At 61.8% G+C, this 14,025-nt stretch carries 15 protein-coding genes; 3 read left to right on the top strand and 12 right to left on the bottom strand.

What is annotated here, in order from left to right; genetic code table 11:
• Positions 1-3: 3 nt before the first annotated feature.
• The 6 genes from trxA to AUR04nite_RS14230 form a co-directional block, all read right to left on the bottom strand.
• Positions 4-363: a thioredoxin gene (gene trxA, locus AUR04nite_RS14255; protein ID WP_141366288.1), complete on the bottom strand. Its 360-nt coding sequence runs from the start codon at positions 361-363 to the stop codon at positions 4-6.
• Positions 364-376: 13 nt separating this feature from the next.
• Entirely contained in the window at positions 377-1,228 is an 852-nt protein-coding gene (locus AUR04nite_RS14250; RefSeq protein ID WP_141366286.1) for a sulfite exporter TauE/SafE family protein, read from the bottom strand.
• A gap of 3 nt (positions 1,229-1,231) precedes the next feature.
• A complete protein-coding gene (locus AUR04nite_RS14245) occupies positions 1,232-1,828 on the bottom strand; it encodes a rhodanese-like domain-containing protein (protein WP_141366285.1) in 597 nt (198 codons plus the stop codon).
• 24 nt (positions 1,829-1,852) lie between these two features.
• The gene (locus AUR04nite_RS14240) at positions 1,853-3,238 is read right to left on the bottom strand and encodes an MBL fold metallo-hydrolase (protein ID WP_141366283.1); all 1,386 of its coding nucleotides are present in this window, start codon (positions 3,236-3,238) and stop codon (positions 1,853-1,855) included.
• 188 nt (positions 3,239-3,426) lie between these two features.
• On the bottom strand, positions 3,427-3,870 hold the full coding sequence (locus AUR04nite_RS14235; protein WP_141366281.1) for a hypothetical protein: 444 nt from the start codon (positions 3,868-3,870) through the stop codon (positions 3,427-3,429).
• 2 nt (positions 3,871-3,872) lie between these two features.
• Complete coding sequence (locus tag AUR04nite_RS14230; protein WP_141366279.1) at positions 3,873-4,523, bottom strand: GntR family transcriptional regulator; 651 nt, start codon at positions 4,521-4,523, stop codon at positions 3,873-3,875.
• A 130-nt stretch (positions 4,524-4,653) separates the two neighbouring features.
• Here AUR04nite_RS14230 and AUR04nite_RS14225 point away from each other — a divergent pair, with 130 nt between their 5' ends.
• Positions 4,654-7,485, top strand: coding sequence for an FAD-binding and (Fe-S)-binding domain-containing protein (locus tag AUR04nite_RS14225; RefSeq protein WP_141366277.1), 2,832 nt, complete (start codon positions 4,654-4,656; stop codon positions 7,483-7,485).
• 62 nt (positions 7,486-7,547) lie between these two features.
• On the opposite strand, the gene AUR04nite_RS14220 is transcribed toward AUR04nite_RS14225, so the two are convergent.
• The 5 genes from AUR04nite_RS14220 to AUR04nite_RS14200 all read right to left on the bottom strand — a co-directional run bounded on the left by AUR04nite_RS14220 (position 7,548) and on the right by AUR04nite_RS14200 (position 10,977).
• Positions 7,548-8,165, bottom strand: coding sequence for an FABP family protein (locus AUR04nite_RS14220; protein WP_141366275.1), 618 nt, complete (start codon positions 8,163-8,165; stop codon positions 7,548-7,550).
• A 15-nt stretch (positions 8,166-8,180) separates the two neighbouring features.
• A complete protein-coding gene (locus tag AUR04nite_RS14215) occupies positions 8,181-8,636 on the bottom strand; it encodes a Fur family transcriptional regulator (RefSeq protein WP_141366273.1) in 456 nt (151 codons plus the stop codon).
• A 134-nt stretch (positions 8,637-8,770) separates the two neighbouring features.
• A complete protein-coding gene (locus tag AUR04nite_RS14210; RefSeq protein ID WP_141366271.1) occupies positions 8,771-9,046 on the bottom strand; it encodes a hypothetical protein in 276 nt (91 codons plus the stop codon).
• 24 nt (positions 9,047-9,070) lie between these two features.
• Entirely contained in the window at positions 9,071-10,159 is a 1,089-nt protein-coding gene (locus tag AUR04nite_RS14205) for an IS110 family RNA-guided transposase (RefSeq protein WP_141366269.1), read from the bottom strand.
• Positions 10,160-10,500: 341 nt separating this feature from the next.
• Positions 10,501-10,977 carry a MarR family winged helix-turn-helix transcriptional regulator gene (locus tag AUR04nite_RS14200; RefSeq protein ID WP_141366267.1) on the bottom strand — a complete coding sequence of 159 codons (477 nt, stop codon included), beginning with the start codon at positions 10,975-10,977 and terminating at the stop codon, positions 10,501-10,503.
• A 160-nt stretch (positions 10,978-11,137) separates the two neighbouring features.
• Between AUR04nite_RS14200 and AUR04nite_RS14195 the strand changes: the two genes are divergently transcribed.
• Positions 11,138-11,398 (top strand): hypothetical protein, encoded by a 261-nt coding sequence (locus AUR04nite_RS14195; protein WP_141366265.1) that lies wholly within the window; start codon positions 11,138-11,140, stop codon positions 11,396-11,398.
• 204 nt (positions 11,399-11,602) lie between these two features.
• Entirely contained in the window at positions 11,603-12,409 is an 807-nt protein-coding gene (locus tag AUR04nite_RS14190; protein WP_141366263.1) for a carbon-nitrogen hydrolase family protein, read from the top strand.
• On the opposite strand, the gene AUR04nite_RS14185 is transcribed toward AUR04nite_RS14190, so the two are convergent.
• Positions 12,406-14,010, bottom strand: coding sequence for a PucR family transcriptional regulator (locus tag AUR04nite_RS14185; protein ID WP_141366261.1), 1,605 nt, complete (start codon positions 14,008-14,010; stop codon positions 12,406-12,408). The genes AUR04nite_RS14190 and AUR04nite_RS14185 overlap by 4 nt on opposite strands.
• Between the last annotated feature and the right edge of the window lie 15 nt (positions 14,011-14,025).

Raw genomic sequence — 14,025 nt, 5'->3', positions numbered from 1 at the left:
AAGCTACTTGGCTGCTTCCATTTCCGCTTTGACACGGGTCATATCTAGGTTCTTCAGCTGGCTGATCAGGCTCTCCAGGGCGTTGGCATCCAACGCTCCGGGCTGGGAATGTACCAGTATCCCATCTTTGAATGCCATCAGCGTGGGGATGGAGGTGATCTGCGCCGCAGCGGCGAGCCCCTGTTGCGCCTCGGTATCCACCTTGCCGAAGACTACGTCCTGCTCTCCGGCGGCGGCCCCGTCGAAGATTGGGGCGAAGTTTCGGCAGGGTCCGCACCATGATGCCCAGAAATCTACCAGGACCATGGGGGAGCTGTGGATTGTGGAGGCGAAGTTCGCCTCGGTCAGTTCCACCGTTGTCATTGTCGTTGCCTTTCTAGTTGCTTGGCGCGGCGGGAAGCCTGCGCTGATAGATGAACCGTCCCAAACCGGCGGCCAGGGCCGCTGCTGGCAGGATCAGGTTTGCTGGGGACGGCAGTTCCTGCACCAGCACCACAACGCCCATGGCTAATACGAAGTAGCCAAAGCCTCGGCGCAGCTTTTTCTCCGGAACCTTGGATGTCAAGCGGGCTCCGATCAGCGAACCGGCAACCGCGGCAGCCGTAATTGCCAAGGCCAGCGGCCAATTGACTGTTGTCGAATTTAGGTGGCCGAGCAGGCCCGCCGCCGAATTCAGCGTGATGACCAGCAGCGACGTGCCTACCGCTTCGGCCATTTTCAGCCCTGCCAGCAGCGCCAGCGCCGGGACGATGAGAAATCCTCCTCCTGCCCCGACCAGTCCTGTCACCAGGCCGACTGCCAACCCTGCTGGGGCGAAGAGCATCAGCGAACGCTGCCCGGGCTGTGCCGCGGCTGACTTTTTGCGTCCGCGGATCATGTTCCCAGCGCTGGCCAGCATGATCACCGCGAATGCTGTCATCAGTACCGGTCCGGGGATCAGCGAGCTGCCCAGACCTCCAAGGAATGCCCCGCTCATCGACGCCCCGGCGAAGATCAGCCCGGGCCCCCACTTCACGTTGTGTGCCCGTGCATGAGGCAGCAGGCTGGCAATCGAGGTCACGCCCACCACGAACAGAGAGGTGGTAATCGCCTGCTTGGGATCCAAGCCGGCTACATAGCTCAGCAGCGGCACCATGAGGATGGATCCTCCGCCTCCCAGTAGACCTAAAGTCAGGCCCACGATGATCGAGCAGGCTAGGACCAGCAGCAGAATTGGTTCGAGAACCACCGGCTAGTTCCCTGTTCCGAGCAGCTGCTGACCGGCGCTGGGGATGCCTGACAGGGCAGTGCTGGTGTGCTTCGGCTTGTTCCATGGCATGACAGCCAGAGCGCTGATCATTGGGCAGGAGTTGCGCAGCGCAGAGAAGACCAAGCCGCCGCCGATGCCCGCGGCAATGTAGCCAAGCTTGGGATTGATGAACTTGGCCCCCGCCATGCTCAACAGAACGATGCTACCTGCGGTCATTCGCATCTGCCGGTCCATGGCCCAGCGCTGCACGCCGCGGATCACCCTGCCGCCGCTGTTCTCATAGGCGGCGATGCCCCCGGCCAGGACGCTGCCGGACTCGATGTCGAAGTCCAGCAGGCACTGCTGTGCCTGAGTCGCGCGGCTGCCTGACTGGCAGACCAGGATAATTTTCTGGGCAAGCTTTTTCTTGACCTCATCTGCATGCTCTGACAATAGATTCAATGGGATGTTGTAGGAGCCTGGAATGTGGATGGCTTCGAATTCACCAGGGGTGCGGACATCCAGCACGGTGATGGGGGAATCCGCATCCAGCAGGGTTTTAAGCTCTTGGGCGCTGATGGAAGGCAGTGGGGTGTTCATGAGGCGTCTGGCTTTCGTTGAAGGTTAGGCGTTGGACCGGGCCCAAGCGGCGTAGCTGCCGGCCAGTTCCACGATGTTGTATCCGGCATCGCGCAGGGCGCTGGCAGCCACCGCATTGCGCAGGCCTGACTGGCAATAGGTGACGATGGTTCCGTCGGCTGGAAGCTCATCCAAGTTCCACAGCACCCGTCCGCCGGAGAGCTGCTTGGCTCCCGGGATGTGCCCGGCGGCGAATTCGCTCTTGTTGCGCACATCCAGCAGCAGGTCATAGTCGAAACCTTTGAGCTCTTCCGGTGTGATGGACAGCGGGGTGTAGCTGGGCAGTTCGTCGATGCTGGTGGTGAACCCTGCGGCGGCATCGATGCCCACGCGCAGCAGGTGGGCGCGCATTTCTTCGGCCTGTTCCGCGTCCTTGGCCAGCAGGATCAGTGCACGGTTGTCTGCTTCCGGGTTGTAGGCCCAGGCGGCGAAGCTTGCCATCTTTCCGGGGCCTGGGATGGACAGGCCTCCTGCCACGGTGCCTTGGGCGATCTCGGTGTGCGAACGTGTGTCGACGAAAACCGCAGTGCCCGCGCTGGCCTGCGCGGCGATGGCTTCCCCATCCAATTCCTTCAGCTGAGGCAGTGGGCCGAGCACCGCTGCCCCGTCGCGGTTCTGCCGCTTCATCCTGCCGAAGTAGGCGTGGGCGTCGGGCTGGCCGTCCAACAGCTGCGCGATGAAACCCTCGGCGTCGTCGTTGGCAAGGTAGCGGCCCCACCAGGCGAAGTTTCGCTCGTAACCCACGGTGGTGGACGGCACGGCTCCCAGAGCCTTGCCGCAGGCGCTGCCCGAACCGTGGCCCGGGTAGACCTGCACGTGGTCGGGCAGCTGGAGGAAGACGTTCTTCAGCGAGGTGAACAGGTCCTGCGCGCCGGCGAAGCGGGTGTCGATTCCGCCGGCCGCCTCGTCGAGCAGGTCCGGACGGCCCAGGTCCCCGGAGAAGACGAAGTCTCCGGAGAGCATATAGCCCGGCTCGCTGCTGAATGCGCCGTCGGTGATCAAAAAGGAGAGGTGTTCGGGGGTATGCCCGGGGGTGTGGCGCGCTGTCACGGTGATGTTGCCCAGCGTGATGGTGTCCTTGTCCATGAGGCGTTCGGCCTCGAACTTGTACTGCCAGTCGGCGGTGCCTTCGCCGGAGACGTAAGCGGTGGCCCCGGTGGCGGCGGCCAGTTCGCGGGTGCCTGAGAGGTAGTCCGCGTGGATGTGGGTTTCGGTCACTGCGGTGATGCGCATGCCGTGCTTGGAGGCCAGTGCGAGGTAGTCGGAGATGTCGCGGCGGGCGTCGACGACGATCGCTTCGCCCTTGGCTTGGCAGCCGATGAAGTAGCTTGCCTGGGCTAGGTCCTCGTCATAGAGGCGTTCGAGCAGCATGGCTGGTCCTTTCGTGGGTGGCTTGAAACCCACGATAGGTTATACCCCCAGGGGTATGTCAATAAATAGGGGTGGGGGTATATGGGAAAGTGTGCGGAATCACCCGGCGGGGCCAGTTGAGGGCGCCTGCGCCGCGGCTGTTTGTGGGGCGCTATTCGGGCATGCGCTTGCCGGCGGGCGCCGGGACGCTAGAGCCTTGGGAAGGTGCGCATCCAGCGGTCAAGCTGCCTCAGCTGCTGCGGGTCCAAGGTGGCAAGAAGCTGCAGCTGGCCGTCGTCGCCCGGGTGCAGAATGCCCGCATGGTCCGCAGGGACGCCGGCCAGCGCCTCGCCGGCCGCGGAATCTGCCGGAGCGCTCGCCGGGGTGGAGATGAAGAACAGCGCCGGCGAGCCGGTCCAAGTTTCATGCACCGACAGTGTGCCTTCGGTAAAGCGCAGGGTTTCTTCAAGCTCCAGCCAGCCGGTCAGCCCGCCGACTGCAAGGTCGACGCCTGGCTTGGGAGTGTTTTTCCGCCACCCAGCGGCCAGCGTGTGGGGCGAAAATTTCACCTCGCCCAGCTGCAGCTCGGGAATCTGCGCCATCAGCGAGTCGATCTGCTCGAAGGTGAACTGGTTCTTGCTGAAAAATCCCATGGCTACAGGCTCTCCAGGTGCTCGGCCAGCTTGCTGCTGGCGGTTTGCAGGTGCTCCTCCAGCGCCTTCGCGGCCTTGGCCGCCTCGCCCTCGGAGATCAGCTGCAGCAGCCGGGCGTGCTCGGCGGCAATGTCCTGGGTGGACAGCAGTGTGGCATCCTGCACGTGGGTCATGCACAGCCGGATCTCGTCGGTCAGCTGCGCATAGATGGCACTGGTCCGCTGGGATTCCAGCGCCTGGACCAAGGCCGCGTGGAAGCGGATGTCGGGATCGATGATGTCGATGGGGGAGGCGTCGGCCAGCGTGGTGATTTCAGCATTGGCGTCCCGCGCCGCGGCGGGCACCTGGCGCTTCGAGGCAAGCAGTCGCACCGCTTCGGCCTCGATGATCGCCCTGGTGCGGTAGATGTCGCGTGCGTCACGCGAAGAGAGTAGCGTGACTCTTGCAGTCTGATGCGCGTTGCGCGTCAGTAGGCCGCTTGCGACGAGGTTCTCCAAAGCGGCTTTGGCAGTTGGACGGGCAACTTCATAGTGCGCGGCGACGTCGACCTCACCCAGCGGGGTGCCGGGGGCCAATTCGCCGCTGAAAATTCGAGCGCGAAGCGACTTGACGATCGCCTGGACCACGGAGACCACTCCCAATCTGGCTGCCATCTTCTTCCTTTCACGCACCGCACAACTGCCCTTCCAAGTATTCCATGGCAGGTACTAAGATGGCTTGTGTACTTGTTAGACAATTCCCGTATTCAGCAGGTTTTACCTACTAGAGCAAGAGGAGCGCATCATGGCATTGAGCACGCCAGCACTCGGTGAGAGCAAAATTTCTCCCAGTATTCTCAACCTGGTAACAGATCCCGAGCGGGTCAAGAGCCGGTCGATCGACCGGGTCGCCTATGCCTCAGATGCCTCGCACTATCTCTTCACACCGCAGGCGGTGGTCATTGCCAAGGATGCGGCGGAAGTCGCCGCACTGCTGAAGGCCGCGCACCAGAACAACCAGCCGGTCACCCTGCGCTCCGGCGGCACCTCACTGGCCGGCCAGGCCAGCGGCGAGGGCCTGATGATCGACGTGCGCAAGAACTTCCGCCAGATCACCGTGCTGGATCAGGGCAAGCGCGTGCGGGTACAGCCCGGGGCCACCGTACGGCAGGTCAACGCCCGGCTCGCCGTCTACGGCACCAAGCTGGGCCCAGACCCTGCCAGCGAGGGTGCCTGCACCATCGGAGGCGTCATTTCCAACAACTCCTCGGGCATGGCCTGCGGCACCGAGTTCAACACCTACCGCACCCTTGAATCCATGACCTTCGTGCTACCCTCGGGCACCATGATCGACACCGCGGATCCGGATGCCGACCGCAAACTCGCCGCCGCCGAGCCCGAGCTGGTGGCAACTCTCGACCAGCTGATCAAGCGGGTGCGCTCCAACCCGGACTCAGTGGCGAAGATCCAGAAGCACTTCGCGCTGAAGAACACCATGGGCTACGGCCTGAACTCCTTCCTGGACTTCGACACCCCGGCGGCGCTGATGGCGCACCTGATCATCGGCTCCGAAGGCACCCTGGCCTTTGTGGCGGAGGCGGTCTTCAGCACCATCCCGATCCGCAAGCTGGCGGTCACCACTCTGGCGGTGTTCGACAACCTGGATTCGGCCACCCGTGCGCTGCCTGATCTGGTGGATTCGGGGGCCGCCACCCTTGAGCTGCTTGACTCGACCTCGCTGCGCGTGGGCCAGGCGCTGCCCGGCGTGCCGGAGGCCATCCTCGGGTTTGAGGTGGGCAGCGAGGCCGCCCTGCTGGTCGAATACCACGCGGATGCCCCCGAAGAGCTGCAGGGCCTGCAGCGCATCGGCCAGGGGTTGCTGGACGCGGCCCCGCTGCGCAGCCAGGCGCTGCTGAGCAGTGACGCGAAGAACCGCCAGTCGGCCTGGAAGTTCCGCAAGGGCCTCTACGCCTCGGTGGCGGGCGCCCGCGCGTCGGGCACTACCGCACTGCTGGAAGACGTGGCGGTTCCGGTGGCTTCGCTGGCGGATACCTGCGGCAGCCTGCAGGAGCTGTTCACCGAGTACGGCTATGAAGATTCGGTGATCTTCGGCCACGCCAAGGACGGCAACATCCACTTCATGCTCACCGACCGCTTTGAGGGCGATGTGGCGCTGAACCGCTACAACGGCTTCAACGACAAGATGGTCCAGCTGATCCTGGACAAGGGCGGCAACCTCAAGGCGGAGCACGGCACCGGACGGGCCATGGCCCCGTTCGTCCGCGCCCAGTACGGCGACGAACTCTACGAGGTGCATCTGGAGCTCAAGGCCGCCTGCGACCCGCGCATGATGATGAACCCGGGCGTGATCGTCGACGAAGACCACGCGGCGCACATGCGCAATATCAAGCTGAACGCCACCATCCAGATCGAGGCGGATCGCTGCGTTGAATGCGGCTACTGCGAGCCGGTCTGCCCTTCCAAGGACTTGACCCTGACTCCGCGCCAGCGCATCGTGGTGCAGCGCGCCATGGAAAAGGCCAAGGCGGAGGGCAATGAGCAGCTGCTCAAGGAGCTGGAGAAGGACTATGAATACGACGGCGTACAGACCTGCGCCGTGGACGGCATGTGCGTCACCGCCTGCCCGGTGGGAATCAATACCGGCCTGCTCGTCAAGCGGCTGCGCCGCGAAGAGGCCAATCCTGTCATGGCAGCAGGATTCAAGGCTGCGGCCAAGGGCTGGGGAGCGGTGTCCCGCGGCGGCGCCGTCGCGCTGACCGTGGCGGACAAGATGCCTGTCTCGCTGGTGCGCGGCGCCACCGATGTGGCCCGCAAGATCATCGGCGAGGACGTGGTCCCGCAGTATTCTGCGGACCTGCCGGCGGGCGGAAAGCCCCGCAAGCCGCTGATCGGCAACCTCGGCGCCGAGGGAGCCGCGCCGCTGGCCGTCTACCTGCCTGCCTGCGTGAACTCGATGTTTGGGCCCGCCGGCGAGGGCGAAGGCGTGGCTTCGGCCTTCACCAAGCTGCTCAAGCAGGCAGGGGTCTCGGTTTACGTGCCTCAGGGCATCGAATCCATGTGCTGCAGCACCCCGTGGACCTCCAAGGGCTACAAGTCTGGCCACGACGTTATGGCCGAACATGTGCTTGAAGAGGTCCGCGCCGCGCTGCCGGGGCAGAACTTGCCGATCATCTCCGACGCCTCCAGCTGCACCGAGGGCTTCGCGCTGACCCTTGAGCAGCATGGCTTCGAAGTGACCGACCTGCTGTCCTTCACCGCGCAACACCTGCTGGACAAGCTGCCGGCAGGGCACAAGCTTGCCTCATTGACGCTGCACCCGACCTGTTCGTCGAACCAGATGGGGCTGAACCCGCAGCTGCAGCAGGTTGCCGAGGCTGTGGCAGACACCGTCAGCACCCCGGTGAACTGGGGCTGCTGCGGCTTCGCCGGAGACCGCGGCATGCTGCATCCGGAGCTGACCGCCTCGGCCACCGCAGCGGAGGCCGCCGAGGTCAAGCAGATCAACTCCCAAGCCCATGCCTCCTGCAACCGCACCTGCGAGCTGGGCATGACCCGGGCCACCGGTAAGGAATACCAGCACGTGGTGGAACTGCTCGCCCAGGTGACCAACGCCTAGGCAGGCCGGAGCAAAACAGCTGGAGCAAAGCTGGGCCTCTTCGGGCTCAGCTTCGCTGGCTGCTAGTTGATTTCTTCGCTGGGGTGGAAGCGCTTCACGCGATGCAGGGTGTTCACATCGGTGTGGCGCATTTCGGCGCCCAGTGCGACCAAGCGCAGCAGCAGGTCCGAGGTGTAGCTGAAGGTGCCGTCCTCGTTGATGGTGAAGGAGCTGATGAACTCCTTGATCTCTGCACGTTCCTTCAGGTACTTGTTCTGCAGCACGCCATAGCAGGGATCGCCCGGGGTGGCATTGAAATGTAGGGTGGTGTCGCGCGGGCCAGCGGTGCTGCCTGCCAGGACTGCGATGCCGCGGCCGAACACCACGTTGCGGATGACCTGGCTGTTCTCGCGGTCCCAGAGCAGGAAGCCGATCTCATCATGGAAGGGGTCCATGGCTTCTTCGCCGTGGCGCCATGCGGTCATCGAGTAGTTCAAGCCCCACAGGGTCTGCTTGCCGTTTTCCTGGATTGGAATCGGCTTGAAGCTAGCCTTCTCGAAGTAGCCGGTTTCGCTCGTCTCATCGGTGAGGTTGTGGTACGAAAGATCGACGCCGACATTGCCTTCCCACTCGCCGACCAGTGGGGTCAGCGGGCCGAGCTTCTGGGGCCCTTGGATATGTGAGCTTCCGGTGGTGGACATGATTGGCTTCTCCGATCAGTGGGTGTGGATGGTGCTTTGGTGAGGCGCAGAAACAAGATCGGCGGGGCGACAGGCCGGGCACAAGCCCCAATAGGTCACTTCCGCTTCATCGATGTAGTAGCCGGCGTCCTCCAGCGGTTCGAGGCACGGGGCCTTGCCCACCGGGCAGGGGACGTCGGTGATGCTTCCGCAGGATCGGCAAACCAGATGATGGTGGTTGTCGCCTCGGGCCAATTCAAATACCTCGGGGGCGCCGGGCAGCTCGATGCTGCGCAGGATTCCCGCCTCGGTCAGGGTGTGGACGACGTCGTAGATTCCCTGGGTTGAAACGCTCCCCAGCCGTTCGCGGGCGCCGGCGGCAATGCTTGCCACGTCGATGTGGGACCTTGTCGAGAGTTCTTCGACGACAGCTCTGCGTGGTTTGGTCACCCGCATTCCCAGCTGGCGAAGCCGTTCTTCAAGGTCTTGCATTGCCTGCTCCCCACAATTGAATTGATCAATTCCAATGTAGGCACAACATTTGCATTAAGCAACTCTTGCTTTAGGCAAAGCTGTGGCGGGAAGGAGTTGCGCCTATGAATTAGGGGATTTTGGGACCGTAGTCCTTAGTCGTCGTCTTCTACTCGAAGCCGCGGGCCGTGAATGGTGCCTCGGGTTCCCATAAAGACGCTGAGGGCGGCCCCAAGTTCCATTTGCGCGTAAGGAGCACCGCCCACGATGCCCCGGGACACCCGCATGCCATTGAGTGAAGCAATCTCTTTCTCGGTCACGCGCCATTTGATGACCGCTCGGCCGGTGTCTTCGAAATTGGGCATGTCAATGTAAATTCCCCACGGCGTGAGGTGCGCTTCGCAGCCGAATTCCTGGATCAGGAAATCCACGTACTGCTGACTCTTCTATGTCTGTCAAGCCGCAACCTGAACTTCTTCAACCATTGCTGAAGCACTGAAGATTTTGAAGATGCGACGGACGAGATAGCGTTTGATGCACCGGCGGATCTCGCGATCGGTCTTGCCCTCCGCCTGGCGCTTCTCAACGTAGGCTCGTGTCTCTTCGTCATGGGCCATGCGCGTGACGGCGGCGATATGCAGGGCAGCATTCAACGACCTATCACCGCCTCGATTAAGCCGGTGCCGGGTAGTGTTCCCCGACGATGCAGGTATTGGATTCACGCCGGCCAGACAGGCAAACGCCGATTCATCACGGACTCGTCCTTCATGGGACCACGCGACGAAACACTTCGCTGCCGTGATTGCCCTGAAGCCGATTTCGTTCAACAGGGGTGCAGCTTCGCTGGCTTTGACCAGCTCGTCCAGCTGCTGCTCATTGGCCGACAACTGCTGGTCCAAGTCCAGAATATGCTTGGCCAGCCGTACCGCTTCAGATCGCGCAATCCTCAGCGACAGCTCTTCTTCCCGTTCCCGCCAGCGGCTGATTTCAGCGATCTGGCTACCGGTCAGATTCTTACGGGCATCGATTCCCAGGACGTTGCTGCGAACCAAGGCATTCAAAGCGTTCACCGATCTGGTGCGGTCCTTCGCCATCGAGCTACGGGCCGTGACAAGGATGCGCAATCCTTGCCGGATTCCTTCATGCAGCCGCGGAAGGCGCAACTTGTCTACCGGCAGCGGCAGGGAAGCCATCGCCATGCGGTGGGCGTCCAAGGAATCGGTTTTTCCCACGCCGCGGTTCTGCTTCTTGCTCATGCGCGGTGCCTCTGTGACGGGGAATCCGTGGGCGTCAACGGTGCCGGCAAGGATTGCGCCGTAGGTGGCGGCTCCTTCAATAGCCCAGAGGGCATCTGCTGCGCCTTGGGTGCGGCGCGCGACCCAGTTGATGGCCCGGTTGATCCCGGCGCTGGTTACTGGAAACGACTGAGTATCAAGCAGTGCGCCGTTACTGGAATCGATGATGGCGTAGACATGATTGCGTGCGTGAGTGTCGACACCCACGACAAATGGGTGACAATGAGCGACGATAGGTTGTGCGGTCACCGTACTTTTTCCTTTCCTGGATTTTCTCGGTCGGCCGTGAACGGCCGGTACCAGTCCGGGTAAGGGTCACTACGGAACAGCACTGTGATGGGTCACACCCGCTAGCGGGGGTGGACAATCTTCTGATGAAGCTACCGTGGTGGGCCGGATTGGTCCCGGCCGACCCACCCCGATCGGATGGACAAGTCAGCACAAAGACACCTTTCGGGTCAGGCGTTTAATGAGTCACATCCACAGGGTGGGGCGGCTGGTTCTTATCCTGCCAGCTAGTCCCAGACCAGCCACCTCAATACTCACAGGCGTTTAAAGGTTTCCATGCTGACTTCATTGCTTGAGTGCGGCTAAAGCGGCAGGTGCGAAGCCCAGGGTACGGCTACGTCGTGGTCGATGACTTCATGCAGATGGTTGAGCGCCACGGCGCAGGCGCTGCGTTCTGCGGGGCTCAGCAGATCTAACGCCTCTTGAAGGTCGTTTCTGCGCCGGGCGGTAACATCTTCCACCGTCTGGCGGCCCAGCTCGGTGAGCTCCAGGGTGACAATGCTGCGATGCGCAGGGTCGGAGCCGCGGACGAGATAGCCGGAGACTATGAGCCTGTCTGCCAGGCGGGTTACCGAGGAATTGCCGATCCCCAGTGCCTTGGCGCAGTCGCTGGATGTCATCGTTCCCACGCGGTGAAGTGCTAGGAGCAGGCGAAACTGCGGAAGGGAAACTTCAAGGTTTTCCACGCTGCGCAGCGCCAGGCCAACAAGATCTTGGGTGGCGCGTTCAAAGGCTGCGAGCTCGTCCTGAGAGGTTGTTGAAGGTTTAGCTGTTCCCATGTTCTTAGTTTGTCACAGGCGTCACAGCAGGAGGGGTCTCCGGCTGCAGCAGCGAACGCCGCCGAGGTCCTCCAAAAGTAGTATTCACGTGAGAGTATCAATTGACTAGTGTTTAAACAGTTCGAACTGAGGATTTAAAATCGGGTTGAGGAGTTGAGGCGTGCTGAGATATTTGGGTTTAACTGCTGCAGACGATGCCGGCACCAGTGTCCCTGCGTGGAAGGGCGTCTCGAAAAAGGCACGCGCGCTTGTCGGCGCCGCGGCACTGGCTCTTGCTGTCGCAACTTTTTTCATTTTTTCGTGGCTACTTGATGGGCGGCTTCAAGGATTTGCCGGTTACGTGCCATGGCTGGCCGCCAGTGCGGCGCTGCTGCTCTCGGTGGTGCTTGGAGAGCGTGGACTCGTGCGGGCTTCCCGCTGACCCCATCGCGAGGTCGCGCCTGCCGACGGCGCTAAAATGCCAAGTGAAGTCACTTTCTGCAAAAGTGCATCTCGATTTCCACGCGAGCACGCCATATGGTGCAAAATGGCCGTTTGAATCGTAATTCAGTGCGAAAGGTCCATGTGAGATGTCATGCCGCAGCGCGTAGGCTGAAAGCAACATCGGGTGCTAGGAGACCTTCGAATGCTGATTGCAGCCATGCAGGCGGAAGCCGTAGTTTTAGACTACGAATCGAATCTTAAGACTGTGGATGAAGCTGCCCAAAAAGCAGCTGATCAGGGAGCCACGCTCCTGCTGACTCCCGAGCTTTTTATCGTCGGCTATGCCCCTGATGCGCTGAAGAAGTCATTCGACCCAGCGGTGCTTCCCGAGCTTCGATCTCGTTTAGCGAAGATCGCGCAGCAACGAGGCATTGCCCTGGCCTACTCAATGCCTGATGCAGCCGAAGGGCAGTGGAAGATCACCTCAACGTTCATCGACCAAAGTGGGGCCGAACTGTCCCATTACGAAAAGGTCCACCTCTTCGGGGACGAGGAACAGCAGGTATTCACTCCCGGAGTGAATGCGCCGGCTGTCTTCGACTACCAGGGGATGAAACTCGGCATGGCAATCTGCTTCGATGTCGAATACCCAGAGCTCGTACGGGAAGCCGCCCGCCGAGGCGTCGAAGTGCTTTTGATTCCCACGGCGGTGGGCAAGGGCTACGAAGTAGTCAGCACCGCGCTGGTGCCAACGCGCGCCATGGAAAGCCAGTTGTATATTGCCTACGCAAACCACGTAGGCACCGAGAACGGGTTCCAGCTATCCGGAACCAGTGTGATTGCCGCACCTGATGGCGCCATCCTGGCCCAGGGAGGGACCGGTGCTGAAGTCATCTTTGCGAGCATCGAACGCGAATACTTGAATAAGGTACGCGAAGAGGTCCCGTATCTTCGAGAAGCCAAGACTGACCTCTACGCACAGTGGGCCGCCCAGCGCGCTCGAAACTAGGCGAGGAACCGCAAAGCCAAAAAGAGCTCATTGCGGGTAGCGGCCGAGTTCAGGTCAACGTCGAGGATCTGGGCAATGCTGGAGACATGGCGCCGCACTGAATTGCGGTGGAGATCCAAGCGCTTAGAGGTCTCGTCCCAAGAACCGTTCGAATCCAGCCAGGAGCCGAGCACCTGGAGGTAGAGATCGCGGCGCTTGGCGGGGAGTTCGAGCAGCGGCGCCAACGCCGCCTGGGCTAGTTCGCGTCCGGCTTCCTTGGGCAGCAGCGACTGGAAGGTCCTGGCCATGCCGGCGGCATCCATGCTTTGCTGCTTTTCTTGAACTTGGGGGATCAGGCCCTTGGCCTGGGCCAAGAGGGCTACGAATCCTTCACTTGAACCTTGCTTGGGCTCCAGCGGATGGCTGAAGGCTGCAAGGTATCCGGCTTTGGCGAGCTTTTTGAACTGGGCCTCGGAAGGCTCGATTTTGCTCAAGGCAATGAAGTTCCCATCCTGCACGCTGACCAGCTCGGTATCCAGCAAGATGCGAAGGTGCGCCAGATGGCGGTCGCCTTCGGTGCTGGCTGCTGACTTCTTTGCGATGAGGGCCAGCGCGCGCAGCGGCTTGCGGGTATTTTTGCCCAGGCTTTGATTGAGCAACTTCAGCTGTGCTGGGTTCAGGCTCTGCAGGGACCCGGTGAGAAGCGAGGTTGCCAGCTGCGCCGAAGTGAAGCTCACCATGGCCCGCTCGCGGGCCACAACTTCCAGCAGCCCCAGTGTTGTTGCCATGAGCGTGTGGTCGAAACCCGAAGGATCCTTGTCGAAGCTGACCAGCAGCACTCCCAGGAGCGGCGCCTGGCCCTGGGCAGAGCTTGCCCGGATGGGGAATGCCAGATGGGTGGCTGACTCTTCGCGCAGCAGGGCAAACTGCGAGGAGGTTTCCGAACGGGCCGCCTGGTTGAAAAGCTCTTCAACGAGCTCTGCGCGCAGCGGCATCGACGACTGGTGCAGAGCGCTGAAGCGTTCCTGGGCGGCGGCGTCCAAAAGCTTCACCGAGCATTTGGCGCGCTGGGACAGGGTGGCAACTAGCTGCTCTTCCGGATTGTTCTGGGCTACACAGCGCATCAGTGCACGATTTGAGTCGGTGTTGGACCGAAGCAGGGCTGCTCCGTCGGCTTCCATGAGCTGGGCGAAAGCCAGGCCGATGGCGGCGAAGGGCACCGACTGCGGAATCTGGATCAGGGTGACGTCGTTCTTGATGCAGGCCCTGAGCAATGGTTCGGGAACCTGCGAGAAGTAGGGTTCAATGCCGAAGCCCACGGCGCAGACTTTCGCCTGGGCCAAGCGAGCAACAAACTGGTCAACCCACTGCTGGTCTTCGATATGGGCCACCAGGGGGTAGCCGCTGGTCAGGATCAATTCATCGTCCACCAGATAGCCGGTGGGGTCGTCGATGTCGCTGGGTTCTACCCAGCGCAGCGGCCGGTCTCCCGCGTCGTGGATGATCTGGACATCCGCCGGCAGCTGGCGCAAAAATCTGTAGAGGGTGATGGAATCCCATGCGCGGCTAAATCCCAGATCAGGTGAATCCAGCGTGCCTAATTCCGGTGCGAAATGTCCCATGTCACAATATTCTAG

It is taken from the genome of Glutamicibacter uratoxydans (assembly GCF_006539925.1).
Taxonomy (GTDB): Bacteria; Actinomycetota; Actinomycetes; order Actinomycetales; family Micrococcaceae; genus Glutamicibacter; species Glutamicibacter uratoxydans.
This window is presented reverse-complemented; position numbering and strand designations above follow the sequence as displayed.

Coding starts and splice junctions, on each gene's coding strand:
- trxA (WP_141366288.1), bottom strand. CDS start 363: ATGACAACGGTGGAACTGACCGAGGCGAACTTCGCCTCCACAATCCAC.
- AUR04nite_RS14245 (WP_141366285.1), bottom strand. CDS start 1,828: ATGAACACCCCACTGCCTTCCATCAGCGCCCAAGAGCTTAAAACCCTG.
- AUR04nite_RS14240 (WP_141366283.1), bottom strand. CDS start 3,238: ATGCTGCTCGAACGCCTCTATGACGAGGACCTAGCCCAGGCAAGCTAC.
- AUR04nite_RS14235 (WP_141366281.1), bottom strand. CDS start 3,870: ATGGGATTTTTCAGCAAGAACCAGTTCACCTTCGAGCAGATCGACTCG.
- AUR04nite_RS14230 (WP_141366279.1), bottom strand. CDS start 4,523: ATGGCAGCCAGATTGGGAGTGGTCTCCGTGGTCCAGGCGATCGTCAAG.
- AUR04nite_RS14225 (WP_141366277.1), top strand. CDS start 4,654: ATGGCATTGAGCACGCCAGCACTCGGTGAGAGCAAAATTTCTCCCAGT.
- AUR04nite_RS14220 (WP_141366275.1), bottom strand. CDS start 8,165: ATGTCCACCACCGGAAGCTCACATATCCAAGGGCCCCAGAAGCTCGGC.
- AUR04nite_RS14215 (WP_141366273.1), bottom strand. CDS start 8,636: ATGCAAGACCTTGAAGAACGGCTTCGCCAGCTGGGAATGCGGGTGACC.
- AUR04nite_RS14200 (WP_141366267.1), bottom strand. CDS start 10,977: ATGGGAACAGCTAAACCTTCAACAACCTCTCAGGACGAGCTCGCAGCC.
- AUR04nite_RS14190 (WP_141366263.1), top strand. CDS start 11,603: ATGCTGATTGCAGCCATGCAGGCGGAAGCCGTAGTTTTAGACTACGAA.
- AUR04nite_RS14185 (WP_141366261.1), bottom strand. CDS start 14,010: ATGGGACATTTCGCACCGGAATTAGGCACGCTGGATTCACCTGATCTG.